Below are 19675 nucleotides of genomic sequence, written 5' to 3'. Positions count from 1 at the left end.
GCCCGCCGTCGTGGCACTTCACGAGGGGTGCAGGCGGAGTGCCCCGGCCTCACGCGAATGATCGAAGGGATCAGAACAAGGTGGCAGCACTGCAATGGCAGCCGATCGACGACAAGGCCGTGGACACCGCCCGTGTCCTCGCAGCGGATGCGGTGGAGAAGGTCGGCAACGGCCACCCCGGCACCGCCATGAGCCTCGCGCCGGCGGCGTACCTCCTCTTCCAGAAGGTGATGCGTCGGGATCCGTCCGACCAGCACTGGCTCGGACGTGACCGCTTCATCCTCTCCGCCGGACACAGTTCGCTCACGCAGTACGTGCAGCTGTACCTCGGCGGCTACGGACTCGAGCTGGAGGACCTCGAGTCCCTCCGCACCTGGGGATCCAAGACCCCCGGGCACCCCGAGTTCGGGCACACCGACGGCGTCGAGATCACGACCGGCCCGCTCGGCCAGGGCCTGGCCTCGGCCGTGGGCTTCGCCTACGCCGCCCGCTACGAGCGCGGCCTCTTCGACCCCGACGCCCTGCCCGGCGAGAGCCCGTTCGACCACCACGTGTACGTGATCGCGTCGGACGGCGACCTGCAGGAGGGCGTGACCAGCGAGGCGTCCTCGCTCGCCGGCCACCAGGAGCTCGGCAACCTCGTCGTCATCTACGACTCGAACCAGATCTCGATCGAGGACGACACCGACATCGCCTTCACCGAGGACGTCGCGGCGCGCTACGAGGCCTACGGCTGGCACGTGCAGACCGTCGACTGGAAGAAGACCGGCGAGTACGTGGAGGACGTGCAGGAGCTGCACGCCGCCATCGAGGCCGCCAAGGCCGAGACCGGCAAGCCGTCGATCATCGTGCTGAAGACGATCATCGGCTGGCCCGCCCCGAACAAGCAGAACACCGGCAAGATCCACGGCTCCAAGCTGGGCGCCGAGGAGCTGGCCGCGACCAAGGAGGTGCTCGGCTTCGACCCCGAGCAGCACTTCGCGGTCGACCCGGAGGTGCTCGCGCACACGCGGCTCGCCGTCGACCGCGGCGCCGTCGAGCGCTCGGAGTGGGAGCTCTCGTTCAACACCTGGGCGACCGCGAACCCCGAGCGCAAGGCGCTGCTCGACCGCGTGCTCGCGGGCGAGCTGCCCGAGGACATCGCCGACGCGCTGCCCGTGTTCGAGGCCGGCAAGGACGTCTCGACGCGAGCCGCGTCGGGCAAGGTCATCAACGCGCTCGCCGCACAGCTCCCCGAGCTGTGGGGCGGCTCCGCGGACCTCGCCGAGTCGAACCTGACCACGATCAACGGCGCCGAGTCGTTCATCCCGACCGAGCACTCGACGCACGAGTTCCACGGCACGCCCTACGGGCGGGTTCTGCACTTCGGCATCCGCGAGCACGCCATGGCGGCGATCGTCAACGGCATCGTGCTGCACGGCCCGACCCGCGCGTTCGGCGGCACCTTCCTCATCTTCAGCGACTACATGCGCCCGTCGGTGCGCCTGGCCGCCCTGATGGACATCCCGTCGATCTACGTCTGGACGCACGACTCGGTCGCGCTCGGCGAGGACGGCCCGACCCACCAGCCGATCGAGCAGCTCGCGTCGCTCCGGGCCATCCCGAACATGACGGTGGTGCGCCCCGGCGACGCGAACGAGACCGCGTACGCGTGGCTCGAGATGCTGAAGCGCCGCGGCGGGCCCGCGGGCATCGCGCTCACCCGCCAGAACATCCCGGTGTTCGAGCGCGGCGACGGCGAGGCGTCCGGCGACACCCTCGCGTCGGCGGCCGGCGTGGCCAAGGGCGCGTACGTCATCGCCGAGGCGCCGAACGGCAGCCCCGACGTGATCCTCATCGCGACCGGTTCCGAGCTGCAGCTCGCCCTCGCGGCGCGCGAGACCCTCGCCGCCGAGGGCGTGCAGGCGCGCGTCGTGTCGGCGCCGAGCCTCGAGTGGTTCGAGGAGCAGGACGCCGCGTACCGCGAGCACGTGCTGCCCGCATCGGTCACCGCCCGGGTGTCCGTCGAGGCCGGCCTCGCGCTCACCTGGGGCCGCTACGTCGGCGACCGCGGCCGCAGCGTCTCGATCGAGCACTTCGGCGCGTCTGCCGACTACCAGACCCTGTTCCGCGAGTTCGGCATCACCGCCGAGGCCGTGGTCGCAGCAGCGAAGGATTCGCTCGCGTCCTGACGCGGGCAGAAGGAGAGAACCACCATGGCAAGCACTCCCACCGCAGCGCTCTCGGAGGCCGGCGTCAGCATCTGGCTCGACGACCTCTCGCGCGAGCGGATCACCTCGGGCGGCCTCGAGTCGCTCATCGCCGACCGGAACGTCGTCGGCGTGACCACCAACCCGACCATCTTCGCGGGCGCGCTCGCGAAGGGCGACGCGTATGCGGAGCAGGTCGCGGCCCTCGCCGCGGACGGCGCCGACGTCGACCGCGCGGTCTTCGAGATCACGACCGACGACGTGCGCGCCGCGTCCGACGTCTTCCGCCCCGTGTACGACGCCACCGCGGGCTTCGACGGCCGCGTCTCGATCGAGGTCGCCCCGAACCTGGCGAACGACACCGACGGCACCATCGCCGAGGCCAAGCGCCTCTGGGCGAAGGTCGACCGGCCGAACACGATGATCAAGATCCCGGGCACGAAGGCCGGGCTCCCGGCGATCACCGAGGCGATCGGGTCGGGCATCAGCGTCAACGTGACGCTGATCTTCTCGCTCCAGCGGCACGCCGAGGTCATCGACGCCTACCTCGCCGGCCTCGAGCAGGCGAAGGCGGCAGGCATCGACCTGTCGACCATCCACTCGGTGGCGTCGTTCTTCGTCTCCCGCGTGGACACCGAGATCGACAAGCGGCTGGACGCGATCGGCGGCGACGAGGCGACCGCGCTGCGCAGCAAGGCCGGCGTCGCGAACGCCCGGCTCGCGTACCAGGTGTACGAGCAGGCGTTCGCGAGCGACCGCGCGCAGGCGCTCGTCGCAGCGGGGGCGAACCCGCAGCGTCCGCTGTGGGCGTCGACGGGCGTCAAGGACCCGAACCTGCCCGACACCCTCTACGTGACCGAGCTGGTCGCGCAGGGCGTCGTCAACACCATGCCCGAGAAGACGCTCGAGGCGACGTTCGACCACGGCGTCGTCACCGGCGACACCGTGACCGGCGCGTACGCCGAGGCGCAGGGCGTGCTCGATGCGCTCGCCGCCGTCGGCGTCGACTACGACGATGTCACCGCGACCCTCGAGTCGGAGGGCGTCGAGAAGTTCATCGTCTCGTGGAACGAGCTGCTCGAGACCGTCTCGGGCGCACTGGAGGGGGCACGATGAGCGTCCGCATCTCCGTCGGCGGCGCGGCCGCCGACGCCGTCCGCGCCGCCGTCCCGACGCTGGTCGCCGACGGCGTCGCCTCGAAGATCGCCGCGCACGACGCCACCCTGTGGGGCGAGGCCGCGGTCGACGAGGCGAGCAAGCGCCTCGGCTGGACCCACGCCGTCGAGGTCTCGCGTCCGCTGGTTCCGGAGATCCTCGCACTGCGCGACGAGCTCCGCGCGGCCGGCGTCGAGCACGTCGTCCTTGGCGGCATGGGCGGCTCGTCGCTCGCCCCGGAGGTCATCACGCGCACCGCGGGCGTCGAGCTCACGGTGCTCGACTCGACCGACCCGGGACAGGTGCGCGCCGCGCTCGCGGACCGCCTGGCGGCATCCGCCATCGTCGTGTCGTCGAAGTCGGGCTCCACCGTCGAGACCGACTCGCAGCGCCGCATCTACGAGCAGGCGTTCCGCGAGGCGGGCATCGACCCGACCGGGCGCATCGTGATCGTCACCGACCCGGGCTCCCCGCTCGACGCCTCGGCGCGCGAGGCCGGATACCGCGTCTTCAACGCCGACCCGACCGTGGGCGGCCGCTACTCGGCGCTCACCGCGTTCGGGCTCGTGCCCTCGGGGCTCGCGGGCGTCGACATCGCCGGCCTCCTCGACGAGGCGGAGGCGGTCGAGGCGGCCCTGGGCGTGGACTCGGACGACAACCCCGGCCTCGTGCTGGGCGCGGCGATCTCGGCGACCGCTCCCCTGCGCGACAAGCTCGGCATCATCGCCGACGGCACGCACATCATCGGGTTCGCCGACTGGGCCGAGCAGCTCATCGCCGAGTCCACCGGCAAGGAGGGCACCGGCATCCTGCCCGTCGTGCTCGACACCGACTCGCCCGAGGTGACCGCCGGCCTGCCCGACGTGCAGCTCGTGCGCCTGGTGGCGGATGCGGGTGAGCAGCCGTTCCACGACGGCGACGAGATCCTGGTCTCGGGCTCGCTCGGCGCGCAGCTGGTCACCTGGGAGGTCGCGACGGCGGTCGCCGGTCGCCTGCTCGGCATCAACCCGTTCGACCAGCCCGACGTGGAGTCGGCGAAGATCGCCGCACGCGGCCTCCTCGACGCCCGCCCCGAGCCCGCCCCCGCGGCGTTCGTCTCGGAGGGCATCGAGGTGCGCGGCACGCCCGACGTCATCGGTGCGGCCAGCGACCTCGCCTCCGCGATCGAGGTGCTCCTCGAGGAGGTGCCGGAGGACGGCTACATCTCCGTGCAGGCATACGTCGACCGGCTCGCCCTGCCCGAGCTGGCGGAACTCCGCGACGTGCTCGCAGCGCGTGCCGGCCGCCCCGTCACCTTCGGCTGGGGCCCGCGCTTCCTGCACTCGACCGGCCAGTTCCACAAGGGCGGACCCGCCGTCGGCGTGTTCCTGCAGGTCACGGCCGAGCCGGCCGAGGACCTCGCGATCCCCGACCGGCCGTTCACGTTCGGCGAGCTCATCGCCGCGCAGGCCTCGGGCGACGCGAGCGTACTCGCCGACCACGGCCGGCCCGTGCTGACGCTCACGCTCACGGCCGACGCGCAGCCGGGCACGCTGCTCGGCGCCGCGGGCTGACCGGGGACAGCGGATGCAGCCGGCCCCCATCGCCAAGGGACAGAACCCGCTCCGATCGCCGAAGGACTACCGACTCAATCGCATCGCCGGGCCGAGCGGACTGATCATCTTCGGCGTGACGGGCGACCTGTCGCGCAAGAAGCTCATGCCTGCGGTCTACGACCTGGCGAACCGGGGGCTGCTGCCCCCGGGCTTCGCCCTGGTCGGATTCGCCCGCCGCGACTGGGAGGACCAGGACTTCGGCAAGGTCGTCCACGACGCCGTCAAGCAGTACGCGCGCACGGAGTTCCGCGAGGAGGTCTGGCAGCAGCTCTCGCAGGGCATCCGCTTCGTCCCCGGCACGTTCCAGGACGACGAGGCCTTCGAGCGCCTGCGGAAGACCGTGGAGTCGCTCGACCGCGAGCGCGGCACCATGGGAAACCACGCGTTCTACCTGTCGATCCCGCCGAAGTCGTTCCCCGTCGTCACGGAGCAGCTGCGCCGCTCGGGCCTGACCGAGCAGCACGACGGCCAGTGGCGCAGGGTCGTCATCGAGAAGCCGTTCGGCAGCGACCTGCAGTCGGCGCGCGAGCTGAACGACGTCGTGGCGTCGGTGTTCCCGCCCGACGCGGTGTTCCGCATCGACCACTACCTCGGCAAGGAGACGGTCCAGAACATCCTGGCCCTGCGCTTCGCCAACCAGCTCTACGAGCCGATCTGGAACGCGAACCACGTCGACCACGTGCAGATCACGATGGCCGAGGACATCGGCGTCGGCGGTCGCGCGGGCTACTACGACGGCATCGGCGCGGCGCGCGACGTCATCCAGAACCACCTCCTGCAGCTGCTCGCGCTGACGGCGATGGAGGAGCCGGTGACCTTCGACGCCGCCGACCTCCGCACCGAGAAGGAGAAGGTGCTCTCGGCGGTGCGGCTGCCCGCCGACCTCGCGACCGGCACCGCCCGCGGGCAGTACGCGGGCGGATGGCAGGGCGGCGAGAAGGTCCGGGGCTTCCTCGAGGAGGACGGCATGGACCCCGAGTCCCTGACCGAGACCTACGCGGCGATGAAGCTCGAGATCGGCACCCGCCGGTGGGCGGGCGTGCCGTTCTACCTGCGCGCCGGCAAGCGCCTCGGCCGCCGCGTGACCGAGATCGCGGTGGTCTTCAAGCGCGCGCCCCAGCAGCTGTTCGAGGACAGCCAGACCGCGCAGCTCGGCCAGAACGCGCTGGTGATCCGGGTCCAGCCCGACGAGGGCGTCACGATCCGCTTCGGCTCGAAGGTGCCCGGCGCCGGGATGCAGGTGCGCGACGTGACGATGGACTTCGGCTACGGCCACGCCTTCACCGAGGCCAGCCCGGAGGCGTACGAGCGCCTCATCCTGGACGTGCTGCTCGGCGACCCGCCGCTCTTCCCCCGGCAGGAGGAGGTCGAGCTCTCCTGGAAGATCCTCGACCCGATCGAGGAGTTCTGGGCGACGCAGGGCCAGCCGGAGCAGTACCGCCCCGGTTCCTGGGGCCCCGACTCCGCCGACGAGCTGCTCGCCCGCGACGGACGAACCTGGAGGCGCCCATGATCGTCGACCTGCCCGAGACGACGACCGCGAAGGTCCAGAAGGCACTCGTCAAGATCCGCGAGGAGGGCGGCGCGGTGGCCCTCGGCCGCGTGCTGACGCTCATCATCGCGACCCAGGACGGCTTCGAGGAGGACGCGATCGAGGCCGCGAACGACGCGTCGCGCGAGCATCCGATGCGCGTCATCGTGATCTCGCTCGACGCCGACGCGCCCGAGGCGCGCCTGGACGCGCAGATCCGCGTCGGCGGCGACGCCGGTGCGAGCGAGGTCATCGTGCTGCACGCCAAGGGCGGCACCGCGACCGATCCGCAGGGGCTCGTCATGGGCCTGCTGCTCCCGGACGCGCCGGTCGCCGTGTGGTGGCCGGGCGCAGCCCCCGAGGTGCCGGGCCGATCGCCGCTCGGCCGCATCGCGCAGCGCAGGATCACGGATGCCTCGACGCAGCCGGACCCGCAGGTCGCGGTGCACGCGCTCGAGGGCCGCTACACGCCCGGCGACACCGACTTCGCCTGGACCCGCCTGACCCTGTGGCGCGCCCAGCTCGCCGCGGTGCTCGACCAGCCGCCGTACGAGCCCGTCACCAGGGTGGAGGTGGTCGGTGCGATCGACTCGCCGTCCACCACGCTGCTCGCCGCCTGGCTCGGCATGCGGCTCGGGGCAGAGGTCGAACTCGTCCTGACACCCGTCGAGGAGGGCTCGCACGGCATCCGCGGCGTCGTGCTGCACCGCTCGACCGGCCCGATCGAGCTGCTGCGGGACGTGCCGTCGGTCGCCCGGCTGCGCCAGCCCGGCCAGCCCGAGCACGACGTCGCGCTCCCCCGCCGCAACCTGCGCGACTGCCTCGCCGACGAGCTGCGCCGGCTCGACCCCGACGAGCTCTACGGCGAGGTGCTCGTCGACGGACTGCCGCTCTGCCACCCGGAAGGAACCGCTGCATGACCAACGACCGACGCGTCCTCGTGCACTCGGGCAAGCCGGCGCTCGCCAGCGCGGTCGCCGCCCGGTTCATCACGAAGGTGCTCGACCTGCTGGACGAGAAGCCGGAGCTGCACATCGCGCTGACGGGCGGTTCCATGGGCATCGCGGTGCTCGACGCGATCCGCCACTCGCCCGCATCCGACACCATCGCCTGGGACCGCCTGCACTTCTGGTGGGGCGACGACCGCTGGGTGCCCGGCGGCGACCGCGAGCGCAACGACGCCCAGGCGTGGGAGGCGCTGCTCGACCACGTACCGGTGGACTCCGGCAAGGTGCACGCGATGCCGGCCTCCGACTCCGGGCTCGACCTGGACGAGGCCGCGGACGCCTACGCCGCGACGCTCCGCGAGTTCGCAGCCGGCGACGACGACCACCCGGTGTTCGACATCACGTTCCTCGGCGTCGGACCCGACGGCCACATCGCCTCGTTGTTCCCGCACCGGTCCGGCATCGGCGTGACCGACCGCACGGTGATCGCCGTGCGGCAGTCGCCGAAGCCCCCGCCCGAGCGGCTGAGCCTGACGCGCCCGGTGCTGAACGCCTCCGAGCGCGTCTGGATGGTGCTCGCGGGCGGCGACAAGGCCTCGGCCCTCGGCCTGGCCCTCGCCGGCGCGAGCCGCGACGAGGTTCCCGTCGCGGGCATCAAGGGCCGCCGGCGCACGGTGTTCTTCGTCGACGGCGAGGCGGCGGCCGAGGTGCCCCCGCAGCTCATCGCGCCCGACTACTGACGCACGGGCAGCGCCCGAACGCACGAACGGCCCGACCGGAATCCCGGTCGGGCCGTTTCGCGTGATCGGTACGTTCGGCGGAGCGTCAGGAGCTCTGCCCGCGACGCGCGCGCAGCTGCTGCAGCGCCTCGTCGAGCAGCTGCTCGGCCTCGTCCTCCGACCGACGCTCCTTCACGTAGGCGAGGTGCGTCTTGTAGGGCTCTGCCTTCTGCTCGGACGGCGGGTTGTCCTTGTCGCGACCGGCGGGCAGACCCGTCGAGGGGCTGTCGATGACGTCCGGGATCTCCTCCTCGGGCAGGGTCGCCGAGAAGTACCGCACGGTCTCGTTGCCGAGCGAGTCCCAGTAGCTGACCGCCACGCGCTCGGCGTGGTACCCGTGATCCTGCTCGCCCATGGGGCCCGCGCCGACGCGCGAGCCGCGGATTGCGCTGTTACCCGATACCACTGAGGCCTCCGTCAGATGCCGGTGTCGAACTTGGTGATGAGTCCCAGGACCACGATGCACGAGACCCAGACGAGTCCGAGCACCACGGTGATGCGATTGAGGTTCCGCTCCGCGACGCCGGAGGCGCCGAGGCTGGACGTCATTCCGCCGCCGAACATGTCGGACAGGCCGCCACCGCGACCCTTGTGCAGCAGGATGAGCAGCGTCAGCAGGAGGCTGGTCAGGCCCAGCAGGACCTGCAGCACGACCTGGAGAATATCCACGTAGAACCCTTTCCGAGGCGCGGCGGTGCCGCGCAGACATCAGTCGATCATAGCAAGGCGCCGGCTGTGCGCCCGCCGACACCCTCAGACGCCGACGTGCTTCTGGAACCGCGCGATGCTCGAGAACTCGTCGATGTCGAGGCTCGCACCGCCGACCAGCGCGCCGTCCACGTTCGGCTCGCGCATGAAGCCCGCGATGTTCGCGGCCTTCACCGAACCGCCGTAGAGGATGCGCGTCTTCGCCGCCACGTCCTCGCCGAGCGTCTCCGCGAGCGTCGCGCGCAGCGCGGCCGCGACCTGCTCCGCCTGCTCGGGCGTCGCCGCCTGGCCGGAGCCGATCGCCCAGACCGGCTCGTACGCGACCACGATGTCGGCCGCCGAGGACACGCCCGCGAGCGCGGCCTTCAGCTGCGCCACGGGCACGGCGCTCGGGCCGTGCTCCTCGAGGTCCTCCGCCGTCTCGCCGACGCAGATGATCGGCACGAGGTCGTGGCGGAGCGCCGCCTGCACCTTGGCCGCGACGACCTCGTCGGTCTCCGCGTGCATCGTGCGTCGCTCGGAGTGCCCGATGATCACGTAGCCGCAGTCGAGCTGCTTCAGGAAGCCGCCCGGGATCTCGCCGGTGTACGCACCGGAGTCCTGCGCGGAGAGGTCCTGCCCGCCGTACGCGAGCGGCAGCTTGTCGGCCGCGACCAGCGTCTGCACCGAGCGGAGATCGGTGAACGGCGGGAAGACCGCCACCTCGACCGCAGCGAAGTCGTGCTTCGCGTCGGCGAGGCTCCACGCCAGCTTCTGCACGAACGCGATCGCCTGCAGGTGATCGAGGTTCATCTTCCAGTTGCCCGCGATGAGCGGGACGCGGCTCACTGCCATCCGAGGACCTCCAGTCCGGGGAGCTTCTTGCCCTCGAGGAACTCGAGGCTCGCGCCCCCGCCCGTCGAGATGTGCCCGAAGGCGTCGTCGTCGAACCCGAGTACGCGCACCGCTGCCGCGGAATCGCCGCCGCCGACCACGCTGAGGCCGTCGACCTCGGTCAGGGCTCCGGCGATCGCCTTGGTGCCGGCCGCGAACGGCGCGAGCTCGAACACGCCCATCGGGCCGTTCCAGAACACCGTCTTCGACGAGCGGATGACGTCGGCGAACGCCGCGGCGGTGTCGGGACCGATGTCGAGCCCGAGGCCCGACGCCCCGAACGGGGTGTCCTCGATCGCGTCGGCGGGCCGCACGACGTGGTCGGCGTCGGCGCTGAACGACGCGGCGACGACCACGTCGGTCGGCAGCACGATCTGCACGCCCAGGCGCTCGGCCTCGGCGAGGTAGCCCTGCACCGTCTCGATCTGGTCGCTCTCGAGCAGGCTCGAGCCGACCTTGTGGCCCTGCGCCGCGAGGAACGTGAAGAGCATGCCCCCGCCGATGAGCAGGCTGTCGACCCGCGGCAGGAGGTGCTCGATCACGCCGAGCTTGTCGGACACCTTCGAGCCGCCCAGCACGACCGCGTAGGGCCGCTCGGGGTTCTCGGTGAGGCGGTCCAGCACGTCGAGCTCGGCGGCGATGAGCAGGCCCGCGGCGCTCGGACGCGCCTCGACGAGCTCGTAGACGCTCGCCTGCTTGCGGTGCACGACGCCGAAGCCGTCGGAGACCACCGCGTCGGCGAACTCCGCCAGCTTCCCGGCGAAGACGGCGCGCTCGGCGGCGTCCTTGCTGGTCTCCTCCGGGTTGAACCTGAGGTTCTCCAGCACGAGCACCTCGCCGTCGCCCAGGGCGTCGACCGCGGCGGTCGCGGACTCGCCGACCGTGTCGGTGGCGAACGCGACCGGACGGCCGAGGAGCTCCCCCAGCCGCGCGGCCGCGGGGGCCAGCGAGTACTTCGGGTCGGGCGCGCCGCCCGGGCGGCCCAGGTGCGAGATCACGATCACCCGCGCGCCCTGCTCGAGCAGCGCGGTGATGGTGGGCACCGAGGCGCGCACGCGGCCGTCGTCCGTGATCCTGCCGTCCGCGAGCGGGACGTTCAGGTCGCACCGGACGACGACACGCGTGCCGCCGAGCGGACCCAGCGAATCGATGGTGCGCAGCGTCATGCGAACCTCGCTAGAGGCGCTCGGCGACGAACTCGGTGAGGTCGACGAGGCGGTTCGAGTAGCCCCACTCGTTGTCGTACCAGCTCGACAGCTTGACCTGGTTGCCGATCACGCGCAGGAGGCCCGCGTCGAAGATCGAGGAGTGCGGGTCGGTCACGATGTCGCTCGAGACGATCGGGTCCTCGGTGTACTTCAGGATGCCCTTGAGCGGACCCTCGGCGGCGGCCTTGTACGCGGCCTTGACCTCGTCGACGGTCACCTCGCGCGAGGCGGTGACGGTGAGGTCGGTGATCGAGCCGGTGGGCACCGGAACGCGCAGCGCGAAGCCGTCGAGCTTGCCGACGAGCTCGGGCAGCACGAGGCCGATGGCCTTGGCCGCGCCGGTCGACGTCGGGACGATGTTCACGGCGGCGGCGCGCGCACGGCGCAGGTCCTTGTGCGGGCCGTCCTGCAGGTTCTGGTCGGCCGTGTAGGCGTGGACCGTCGTCATCAGGCCGTGCTCGATGCCGAACGCGTCGTTGAAGACCTTCGCCAGCGGCGCGAGGCAGTTCGTGGTGCACGAGGCGTTCGAGATGATGTTGTGGGCGGCCGGGTCGTACTCGTCCTCGTTCACGCCGAGCACGAAGGTCGCGTCCTCGCCCGTGGCGGGGGCGGAGATGAGCACCTTCCTGGCGCCCGCGTCGATGTGCTTCTTGGCGTCGGCGGCCTTGGTGAAGAAGCCGGTGGACTCGATGACGATGTCGACGCCCAGGTCGCCCCAGGGGAGGTTCGCGGGGTCGCGCTCGGAGAAGACCTTGATCGCGTTGCCGTTGACGATGAGGTTCTCGTCGTCGAACTCCACGGTCGCGTCGAGGCGGCCGGTGATCGAGTCGTACTTCAGCAGGTGGGCGAGGGTCTTGTTGTCGGTGAGGTCGTTCACCGCGACGATCTCGAGGTCGGCGCCCTGGGCGAGGGCTGCGCGGAAGTAGTTGCGGCCGATGCGGCCGAAGCCGTTGATCCCGATCTTGACGGACACGAAGGTTTCTCCTGTTGCTTCTGGCCTGTGCGGCGCGTGGTGGGTGAGGAGTACGGAAACGTCACGGTCCCCGGGCAGGGCCCGGGGACCCTGCGTTCGCTATGACAGTAGCAGCAGCCCCGAGGTCTTCTCGCGGGCCGTCTCGAAGCGCTGCTGGACGTTCGCCCAGTCGACGATGTTCCAGAACGCGGTCACGTAGTCCGCGCGCACGTTCCTGTAGTCGAGGTAGTAGGCGTGCTCCCAGACGTCGAGCATGAGCAGCGGAACGATGCCCGCCGGGAGGTTCGCCTGCTGGTCGAAGAACTGCAGCACGACGATGCGCTCGCCGATCGAGTCCCACGCGAGCACGGCCCAGCCCGAGCCCTGCACGCCCATGGCGGTCGCCGCGAAGTGCGCCTGGAACGCGTCGAACGAGCCGAAGTGGTCGTCGATCGCCGCGGCCAGCTCGCCGGTCGGCTTGTCGCCGCCGTCGGGCGACATGTTCGTCCAGAAGATCGAGTGGTTCACGTGACCCCCGAGGTTGAACGCGAGGTCCTTCTCGAGCTTGTTCACGTTGGCCAGGTTGCCGGTCTCGCGCGCCTCGGCGAGCTGCGCCAGCGCCGTGTTGGCGCCCGTCACGTACGCCTGGTGGTGCTTGGAGTGGTGCAGCTCCATGATGGTGCCGCTGATACTGGGCGCGAGCGCCGAGTAGTCGTAGGCGAGATCGGGCAGTGTGTATTCAGCCATTGCTTCTCCTTGTCAGCTGCCGGCGCACGCTCCGCGGCCGGCGTCGAGCGACCCTTTCGAGTCTATTCACGTTCCGCGGTGCACCGCGGACCGTGACGCGATCTCACACGTCGAGGTCGGGCGGGAGGCTCGCCTCGGTGTCGGGCACCCCGAGATCCGCAGCCTTCTTGTCGGCCATGGCCAGCAGGCGGCGGATGCGGCCGGCGACCGCGTCCTTGGTCATCGGCGGGTCCGCGTGGTGCCCGAGCTCGTCGAGGCTGGCGTCGCGGTGGGCCAGGCGCAGCCTGCCGGCGTAGCCGAGGTGCTCTGGCACGTCGTCGCCGAGCAGTTCGAGCGCCCGCTCGACGCGCGCGCACGCGGCCACCGCCGCCTGCGCCGACCGACGGAGGTTCGCGTCGTCGAAGTTCACCAGGCGGTTCGCCGTCGCGCGCACCTCGCGGCGCTGCCGCAGCTCCTCCCAGTTGCGCACCGTGCCGGCCGCGCCCATCTCGGAGAGCATCGCGCCGATGGCCTCCCCGTCGCGGATGACCACCCGGTGCACGCCGCGCACCTCGCGCGCCTTCGCCGGGATCGAGAGCCGGCCCGCGGCACCGACCAGCGCCATGGCCGACTCGTTGCCCGGGCACGTGATCTCGAGTGCCGCCGATCGCCCGGGGTCGGTCAGGCTGCCCCGCGCGAGGAACGCGCCGCGCCAGACGCCGGCGACCTCCTCGCGCGAGCCCGTCGTCAGCCGGTTCGGCAGGCCTCGCACCGGCCGGCGCCGCGCGTCGAGCAGTCCCGTCTGGCGCGCCAGCGTCTCGCCGCCCTCGAGCACCCGCACGAGGTACTGGTCGCCGCGCCGGGTCGCACCCGATGAGGTCACCGAGACGTCGGCCCGCACGCCGTAGAGCTCCGCGAGGTCACGCGCCGCCCGCCGGGCGATCGCGACCGAGTCGACCTCGGCCTCCACCGCGATGCGGTTCGAGATCACGTGCAGTCCGCCCGCGAATCGCAGCAGCGAGGCCAGCTCGGCGGCCCGCACGCTCGTGCGACTCACCTCGAACCGGGCAAGCTCGTCCTTGACGTCGGCTGTCAGCGCCAATCGTGTGTCCATCCTGTCGTTCGCCTCGCTTCGGGCGTGTTCCTATTCGCGGCCGAGGTCGCGGTGCCTGATGCTCACCGCGAGCCCGGGCACCCCCCGCAGCCGCGTCGCCATCGCCTCGGCGATCGCCACCGAGCGGTGCTTCCCGCCGGTGCATCCGATCGCCACGGTCGCGTGACGCTTGTTCTCGCGCTGGTACCCGTCGAACACGGTGCCGAGGACACGAGCGTACCCGTCGAGGAACTCGCCGGCACCCTCCTGCTCGAGCACGTAGCGTGCCACGGCGTCGGACTCGCCCGTCAGCGCGCGCAGGTCGGGGTTCCAGAACGGGTTCGGCAGGAACCGCGCGTCGGCCACCAGGTCGGCGTCGGGCGGCAGGCCGTACTTGAACCCGAAGCTCATGACCGTCACGCTCAGCTCGGCCGCGTCGGCGGCCGCGAACGCGTCGCGGATCGTCGACGCGAGCTGGTGCACGTTCAGCTCGCTGGTGTCGATGATGACGTCGCTCGACGCCTTGAGCTCGGCCACGCGCGACCGCTCGGCCGTGATGCCGTCGAGGATCGTGCCGTCGCCCTGCAGCGGATGCGGGCGGCGCACCGACTCGAATCGCCGCACCAGCGCGGCATCCGTCGCGTCGAGGAAGATCACGCGCAGGTTGAGGCCCGTGCGCAGGGCCATGACGATCTCCTGCAGCTCCGAGAAGAAGTCGCCGCCGCGGATGTCGACGACCGCGGCGATGCGCGGCAGCGTCGCGCCCGCGCGCTCGACGAGCTCGACGAGCGGGCGGAGCATCTGCGGGGGCAGGTTGTCGACGACGTACCAGCCGAGGTCCTCCAGCGAGTTCGCGACGGTGGAACGGCCGGCTCCGGACATGCCGGTGACGATGAGCATCTCCTGGCGCACCCGTTCGTCGCTCATGCGGTCCCGGTCCCCCTCTCGTCCACCCGCGTCCCAGCCTACCGACCGGCGGGCTCGGGGTGCAGGTGACGATGGACGGCCTCCGCGGTCGCCGGGCCGACGCCCTTCACCTCGGCGATCTCGTCCACGCTCGCCGAACGCAGGCGGGTCACCGACCCGAAGTGCCGGAGCAGCTCCTTCACGCGCGCGGGGCCGAGGCCGGGCACCTCGGCGAGCACGGAGCCGATGTCGCGCTTCCGGCGCTGGCGCTGGTGGGTGATCGCGAACCGGTGCGCCTCGTCGCGGATGCGCTGCAACATGAACAGCGCCTCGCTGTTGCGCGGGAGCACCACCGGGAACGGCGACTCGGGCGTCCAGATCTCCTCGAGACGCTTGGCGATGCCGCAGACCCGGATGCCACGAACACCGCTCTCCTCGAGCGCGCGGGCGGCTGCCGCGACCTGCGGCTCGCCCCCGTCGACGATGAGCAGGTTCGGCCGGTAGGCGAACTTCTTCCTCCGGCCGGTCGTGGCGGGGTCGTCGGCAGGGACGCCGTCGCCTGCGGGCACCTCGCCCTCGGGGGCATCCGTGCCGTTCGCCCCGTCCTCCCCCGGCCCGTCGCCGCGCAGGTACGCGAGGCGCCGGGTCAGCACCTGGTGCAGCGCCTCGGTGTCGTCGGCGTACTCGGGGATCGTGAAGCGCCGGTACTCGTCCTTGCGCGGCAGGCCGTCCTCGAACACGACCATCGAGGCGACGATGTTCGTGCCCGACAGGTGCGAGACGTCGAAGCACTCCATGCGCAGCGGGGCATCCGCCATGTCGAGTGCCTCCTGGATGTCCTCCAGGGCCTGCGACCGGGCGGTGAAGTCGGCGCTGCGGCGGGTCTTCGCCAGCATGAGCGCGTGCGCGGCGTTCTGGCGGGCGGTCTCGAGCAGGGCCGCCTTGTCGCCGCGCTGCGCCACCTTCAGCCGCACGCGGCGCCCGGCGATCGACTCCAGCCAGGACTGCAGCGCCTCGGCGTCGTCGGGCAGCTCGGGCACGACGACCTCGGCCGGCGGCGACTCGACCCCGCCGTAGACATTCTGGAGCACGGAGTCGACGAGATCGCCGAGCCCGACGTCGAGCTCCTTGTCGACCGTCCATGCGCGCACCGCCCGGATGCGACCCTTGCGCACGCGGAACAGCTGCACCGCCGCCGACAGCTCGTCGTGCTCGATGCCGAACAGGTCGACGTCGACGGAGTCGCGCAGCACCACCGCGGTCTTCTCGAAGAACGACCGCGCGGCCGCCAGCTGGTCGCGCCGGCGAGCCGCCTGCTCGTAGTCCTGCGCGGCCGCCGCCTCGCGCATCTGCCGCTCGAGCTCGTCGATGATGCGGCTGTCCTGGTTCTGCATGAACGCGACGAACTCGTCGACGTGGTGCCGGTGCTCGGCGATGCCCACGGTGCCCGAGCACGGGCCGAAGCAGCGCCCGATCTGGCCGAGGAAGCACGGCTTGCCCGTGGCCATGGCGCGCTTGTAGTCGGAGTCCTTGCAGGCGCGCGTCGGGAAGATCGTGCGCAGCAGGTCGAGGGTCTCCTGCGCCGCCCAGACCTTCGGGTACGGGCCGAAGTACTTCGCGCCCGGGATGTTCGCCCGGCGCGTGACGATGGCCCGCGGCGCCTCGTCGGCGAGGGTGACCGCGATGTACGGGTAGGACTTGTCGTCGCGGTACTTGACGTTGAACGGCGGGTCGAACTCCTTGATCCAGGTGTACTCGAGCTGGAGCGCGTCGACGTCGCCGCCGACGACGGTCCACTCGACGGACGCCGCGGTGAGCACCATGCGCCGCGTGCGCTCGTGCAGGCTGCGCAGCGGCACGAAGTAGTTCGACAGCCGCGACCGGAGGTTCTTCGCCTTGCCGACGTAGAGCACCCGCCCGCTCTCGTCGCGGAACCGGTACACGCCCGGCCGGGTCGGGATCTCCCCCGCCTTCGGCCGGTACGGGACGGTGTCGCGCATCCCGCTCAGCTTGCCGCCTCGACGCGCGCGGACGGGCCGACCTCGAGGATCTCGGCGAGGAACCGCCCGGTGTGGCTCTCCTTCACCGCCGCGACCTCCTCGGGCGTGCCCGTGGCGACGATCGTGCCGCCGCCGGAGCCGCCCTCGGGGCCCAGGTCGATCACCCAGTCGGCCGACTTGATGACGTCGAGGTTGTGCTCGATGACGATGACCGTGTTGCCCTTGTCGACGAGCTTGCCGAGCACGCGCAGCAGCTTCTGCACGTCCTCGAAGTGCAGCCCGGTCGTGGGCTCGTCGAGCACGTACACGGTGCGGCCGTTCGAGCGGCGCTGGAGCTCGGTCGCGAGCTTGACGCGCTGCGCCTCGCCGCCCGAGAGGGTCGTCGCGCTCTGGCCGAGCTGCACGTAGCCGAGGCCGACGTCGACGAGCGTCTTGAGGTAGCGGTGGATCGCCGAGATCGGCTCGAAGAACTCGGCCGCCTCGCTGATGGGCATCTCGAGCACCTCGGCGATGTGCTTGCCCTTGTAGTGCACCTGCAGTGTCTCGCGGTTGTACCGCGCTCCCCCGCAGACCTCGCACGCGACGTACACGTCGGGCAGGAAGTTCATCTCGATCTTGATCGTGCCGTCGCCCGAGCACGCCTCGCAGCGCCCGCCCTTGACGTTGAAGCTGAACCGTCCCGGCAGGTAGCCGCGCGCCTTGGCCTCCGTGGTCTCGGCGAAGAGGGTGCGGATGCGGTCGAAGACGCCCGTGTAGGTCGCGGGGTTCGACCGGGGCGTGCGCCCGATGGGCGCCTGGTCGACGTGCACGACCTTGTCGAGGTTGTCGAGCCCCTCGACGCGCAGGTGCCGGCCGGGCACCTTGCGGGCCCCGTTCAGCCGGTTCGCGAGCACGCGGTAGAGGATGTCGTTCACGAGCGACGACTTGCCCGAGCCGCTCACGCCCGTGACCGCCGTGAACACGCCGAGCGGGAACGTGACGTCGACGCCGCGCAGGTTGTTCGCGGCCGCGCCGCGCACCGTGATCTCGCGGTCGTGGTCGACCGGTCGGCGCGCCTCGGGCAGCGCGATGCTGCGGCGGCCCGCGAGGTAGTCGCCCGTCACCGAGCGCCGGTTCTGGACGAGGTCGCGGTAGCTGCCCGAGTGCACGACCTGCCCACCGCCGACGCCGGCACCGGGCCCGATGTCGACGATCCAGTCGGCGGTGCGGATCGTGTCCTCGTCGTGCTCCACCACGATGAGGGTGTTGCCGAGGTCGCGCAGTGCGACGAGCGTCTCGATCAGGCGCCGGTTGTCGCGCTGGTGCAGGCCGATGCTGGGCTCGTCGAGCACGTAGAGCACGCCCGTGAGGCCCGAGCCGATCTGGGTGGCCAGGCGGATGCGCTGCGCCTCGCCGCCCGACAGGGTGCCCGCGGCCCGGGCGAGGTCGAGGTAGCTGAGCCCGACCCGGATGAGGAAGTCGAGCCGCAGCTTGATCTCGCGGAGCACCTGCGCCGCGATGGCCTGCTCGCGCTCGGTCAGCTCGAGCCGGTCCATGAACTCGCGCGCGTCGTCGAGGCTCAGCAGGCCCACGTCGGCGATGGAGTGGTCGTGGATGAGCACCGAGAGCACCTCGGGCTTCAGCCGCTTGCCGTCGCAGACCGGGCACGGCACCTCGCGCAGGTACTCGGCCCAGCGGGCGCGCTGCACGTCGGTCTCGGCCTGCAGGTACTGCCGCTCGATATAGGGCACCACGCCCTCGAAGCCCGAGGTGTAGGACAGCTCGCGCCCGTAGCGGTTGCGCCAGCGCACCTTCACCTCGAAGTTGTCGCCGTGCAGCACCGCGTCCTGCACTTCGTCGGGCAGCTCGTTCCAGGGCGTGTCGAGCGAGAAGTCGAGGTCGCGGGCGAGGCCGTCGAGCAGCTTCTCGTAGTAGTTGTAGAGGCTCTTGCCCTGGCTGGTCCACGGCAGGATGACGCCGCCCGCGATGCTCAGCTCGGGGTCGCCGAGCAGCAGCTGGTCGTCGACCGACATCCGCGTGCCGAGGCCCGTGCACTCGGGGCAGGCGCCGAACGGGGCATTGAACGAGAACGTGCGCGGCTCGATCTCGGTCAGCTGGATCGGATGCTGGTTGGGGCACGACAGCTTCTCGGAGAAGGTCTGCCATGCGTCGTCGCCCTCGCGGTCGACGAAGTTGATGCGCACGAGGCCGTCGGTGAGGCGCAGCGCGGTCTCGAGCGAGTCGGTGAGCCGCCCGAGGATGTCGGGGCCGGCGACGAGGCGGTCGACGACCACCGAGATGTCGTGCTTGACCTGCTTCTTCAGCTTCGGCGGGTCGGTGAGCTGCACCATCTCGCCGTCGACCAGCGCGCGCGAGTACCCCTGCGCGGCGAGGTCGGCGAACAGGTCGACGAACTCGCCCTTCTTCTGGCTCACCACCGGGCTGAGCACCTGGTAGCGCGTGCGCTCCTCGAGCTCCATGAGCCGGTCGGCGATCTGCTGCACGGTCTGCCGCTGGATGCGCTCGCCGCACACCGGGCAGTGCGGCACGCCGATGCGCGCCCAGAGCAGGCGCATGTAGTCGTAGATCTCGGTGATCGTGCCGACCGTCGAGCGCGGGTTGCGGTTCGTCGACTTCTGGTCGATCGACACCGCGGGGCTCAGCCCCTCGATGAAGTCGACGTCGGGACGGTCGACCTGGCCGAGGAACTGGCGCGCGTACGCCGAGAGCGACTCGACGTAGCGGCGCTGCCCCTCGGCGAAGATCGTGTCGAACGCGAGCGAGGACTTGCCGGACCCCGAGAGCCCCGTGAACACGACCAGCGAATCGCGCGGGAGCTCGACGTCGACGTTCCGGAGGTTGTGCACGCGGGCGCCGCGCACGCTCAGGCGCGCGCGGGTATCGAGATGGGAGATTGCCACCACTCGAGTCTAGGCACGCCCGCCGACACCGAGGCACGCGAGACGGATGCCTCCAGCGAACGCGGGCGCACGCGACCACCCGGTACGCGGGTCGCGCGCGCACGACGACGCCC

General features: G+C 71.3%; 16 protein-coding genes. 6 read left to right on the top strand and 10 right to left on the bottom strand.

All coding sequences use genetic code 11. From position 1 onward, the window contains the following. Window positions 1-80: 80 nt before the first annotated feature. Genes tkt through pgl form a run of 6 tightly spaced genes read left to right on the top strand, consistent with a single transcriptional unit; the run spans window position 81 to window position 8157 of the window. On the top strand, window positions 81-2171 hold the full coding sequence (tkt, locus tag QMG39_RS15560) for a transketolase (RefSeq protein WP_281886573.1): 2091 nt from the start codon (window positions 81-83) through the stop codon (window positions 2169-2171). Between the two features lie 24 nt (window positions 2172-2195). Continuing rightward, a complete protein-coding gene (tal, locus tag QMG39_RS15555; protein WP_281886571.1) occupies window positions 2196-3305 on the top strand; it encodes a transaldolase in 1110 nt (369 codons plus the stop codon). Then, window positions 3302-4897, top strand: coding sequence for a glucose-6-phosphate isomerase (locus tag QMG39_RS15550; protein ID WP_281886569.1), 1596 nt, complete (start codon window positions 3302-3304; stop codon window positions 4895-4897). Before tal ends, QMG39_RS15550 begins: the two co-directional genes overlap by 4 nt. Before the next feature lie 13 nt (window positions 4898-4910). Next, window positions 4911-6452, top strand: a complete 1542-nt coding sequence (gene zwf / locus QMG39_RS15545) for a glucose-6-phosphate dehydrogenase (RefSeq protein WP_281886567.1) — start codon at window positions 4911-4913, stop codon at window positions 6450-6452. Next, window positions 6449-7390, top strand: coding sequence for a glucose-6-phosphate dehydrogenase assembly protein OpcA (locus tag QMG39_RS15540; RefSeq protein ID WP_281886566.1), 942 nt, complete (start codon window positions 6449-6451; stop codon window positions 7388-7390). Before zwf ends, QMG39_RS15540 begins: the two co-directional genes overlap by 4 nt. Beyond that, the gene (gene pgl, locus QMG39_RS15535; RefSeq protein WP_281886564.1) at window positions 7387-8157 is read left to right on the top strand and encodes a 6-phosphogluconolactonase; all 771 of its coding nucleotides are present in this window, start codon (window positions 7387-7389) and stop codon (window positions 8155-8157) included. Before QMG39_RS15540 ends, pgl begins: the two co-directional genes overlap by 4 nt. 85 nt (window positions 8158-8242) lie before the next feature. Here pgl and QMG39_RS15530 read toward each other — a convergent pair whose 3' ends face one another. The 10 genes from QMG39_RS15530 to uvrA form a co-directional block, all read right to left on the bottom strand. Beyond that, window positions 8243-8602: an RNA polymerase-binding protein RbpA gene (locus tag QMG39_RS15530; protein ID WP_281886562.1), complete on the bottom strand. Its 360-nt coding sequence runs from the start codon at window positions 8600-8602 to the stop codon at window positions 8243-8245. An 11-nt stretch (window positions 8603-8613) separates the two neighbouring features. After that, a complete protein-coding gene (gene secG / locus QMG39_RS15525; protein WP_281886560.1) occupies window positions 8614-8865 on the bottom strand; it encodes a preprotein translocase subunit SecG in 252 nt (83 codons plus the stop codon). Window positions 8866-8949: 84 nt separating this feature from the next. Further along, complete coding sequence (gene tpiA, locus QMG39_RS15520; protein ID WP_281886558.1) at window positions 8950-9738, bottom strand: triose-phosphate isomerase; 789 nt, start codon at window positions 9736-9738, stop codon at window positions 8950-8952. Then, window positions 9729-10943 (bottom strand): phosphoglycerate kinase, encoded by a 1215-nt coding sequence (locus QMG39_RS15515; RefSeq protein ID WP_281886557.1) that lies wholly within the window; start codon window positions 10941-10943, stop codon window positions 9729-9731. The genes tpiA and QMG39_RS15515 overlap by 10 nt, the downstream gene beginning before the upstream one ends. A 10-nt stretch (window positions 10944-10953) precedes the next feature. Beyond that, window positions 10954-11958 carry a type I glyceraldehyde-3-phosphate dehydrogenase gene (gap, locus tag QMG39_RS15510; RefSeq protein WP_281886555.1) on the bottom strand — a complete coding sequence of 335 codons (1005 nt, stop codon included), beginning with the start codon at window positions 11956-11958 and terminating at the stop codon, window positions 10954-10956. Window positions 11959-12057: 99 nt separating this feature from the next. Next, window positions 12058-12684: a superoxide dismutase gene (locus tag QMG39_RS15505; protein WP_281886553.1), complete on the bottom strand. Its 627-nt coding sequence runs from the start codon at window positions 12682-12684 to the stop codon at window positions 12058-12060. A 103-nt stretch (window positions 12685-12787) separates the two neighbouring features. Further along, window positions 12788-13765, bottom strand: a complete 978-nt coding sequence (whiA, locus tag QMG39_RS15500) for a DNA-binding protein WhiA (protein WP_281887315.1) — start codon at window positions 13763-13765, stop codon at window positions 12788-12790. Between the two features lie 42 nt (window positions 13766-13807). Beyond that, on the bottom strand, window positions 13808-14683 hold the full coding sequence (gene rapZ / locus QMG39_RS15495; RefSeq protein WP_281886551.1) for an RNase adapter RapZ: 876 nt from the start codon (window positions 14681-14683) through the stop codon (window positions 13808-13810). Window positions 14684-14721: 38 nt separating this feature from the next. Further along, on the bottom strand, window positions 14722-16662 hold the full coding sequence (gene uvrC / locus QMG39_RS15490; RefSeq protein ID WP_281886549.1) for an excinuclease ABC subunit UvrC: 1941 nt from the start codon (window positions 16660-16662) through the stop codon (window positions 14722-14724). A gap of 5 nt (window positions 16663-16667) precedes the next feature. Then, window positions 16668-19562 carry an excinuclease ABC subunit UvrA gene (gene uvrA / locus QMG39_RS15485; RefSeq protein WP_281886547.1) on the bottom strand — a complete coding sequence of 965 codons (2895 nt, stop codon included), beginning with the start codon at window positions 19560-19562 and terminating at the stop codon, window positions 16668-16670. Window positions 19563-19675 lie beyond the last annotated feature (113 nt).

It is taken from the genome of Agromyces rhizosphaerae (genome assembly GCF_027925245.1).
GTDB lineage: Bacteria > Actinomycetota > Actinomycetes > Actinomycetales > Microbacteriaceae > Agromyces > Agromyces rhizosphaerae.
Note: the sequence above shows the minus strand (reverse complement) of the source record. Positions and strands in the feature narration are given on the sequence as shown.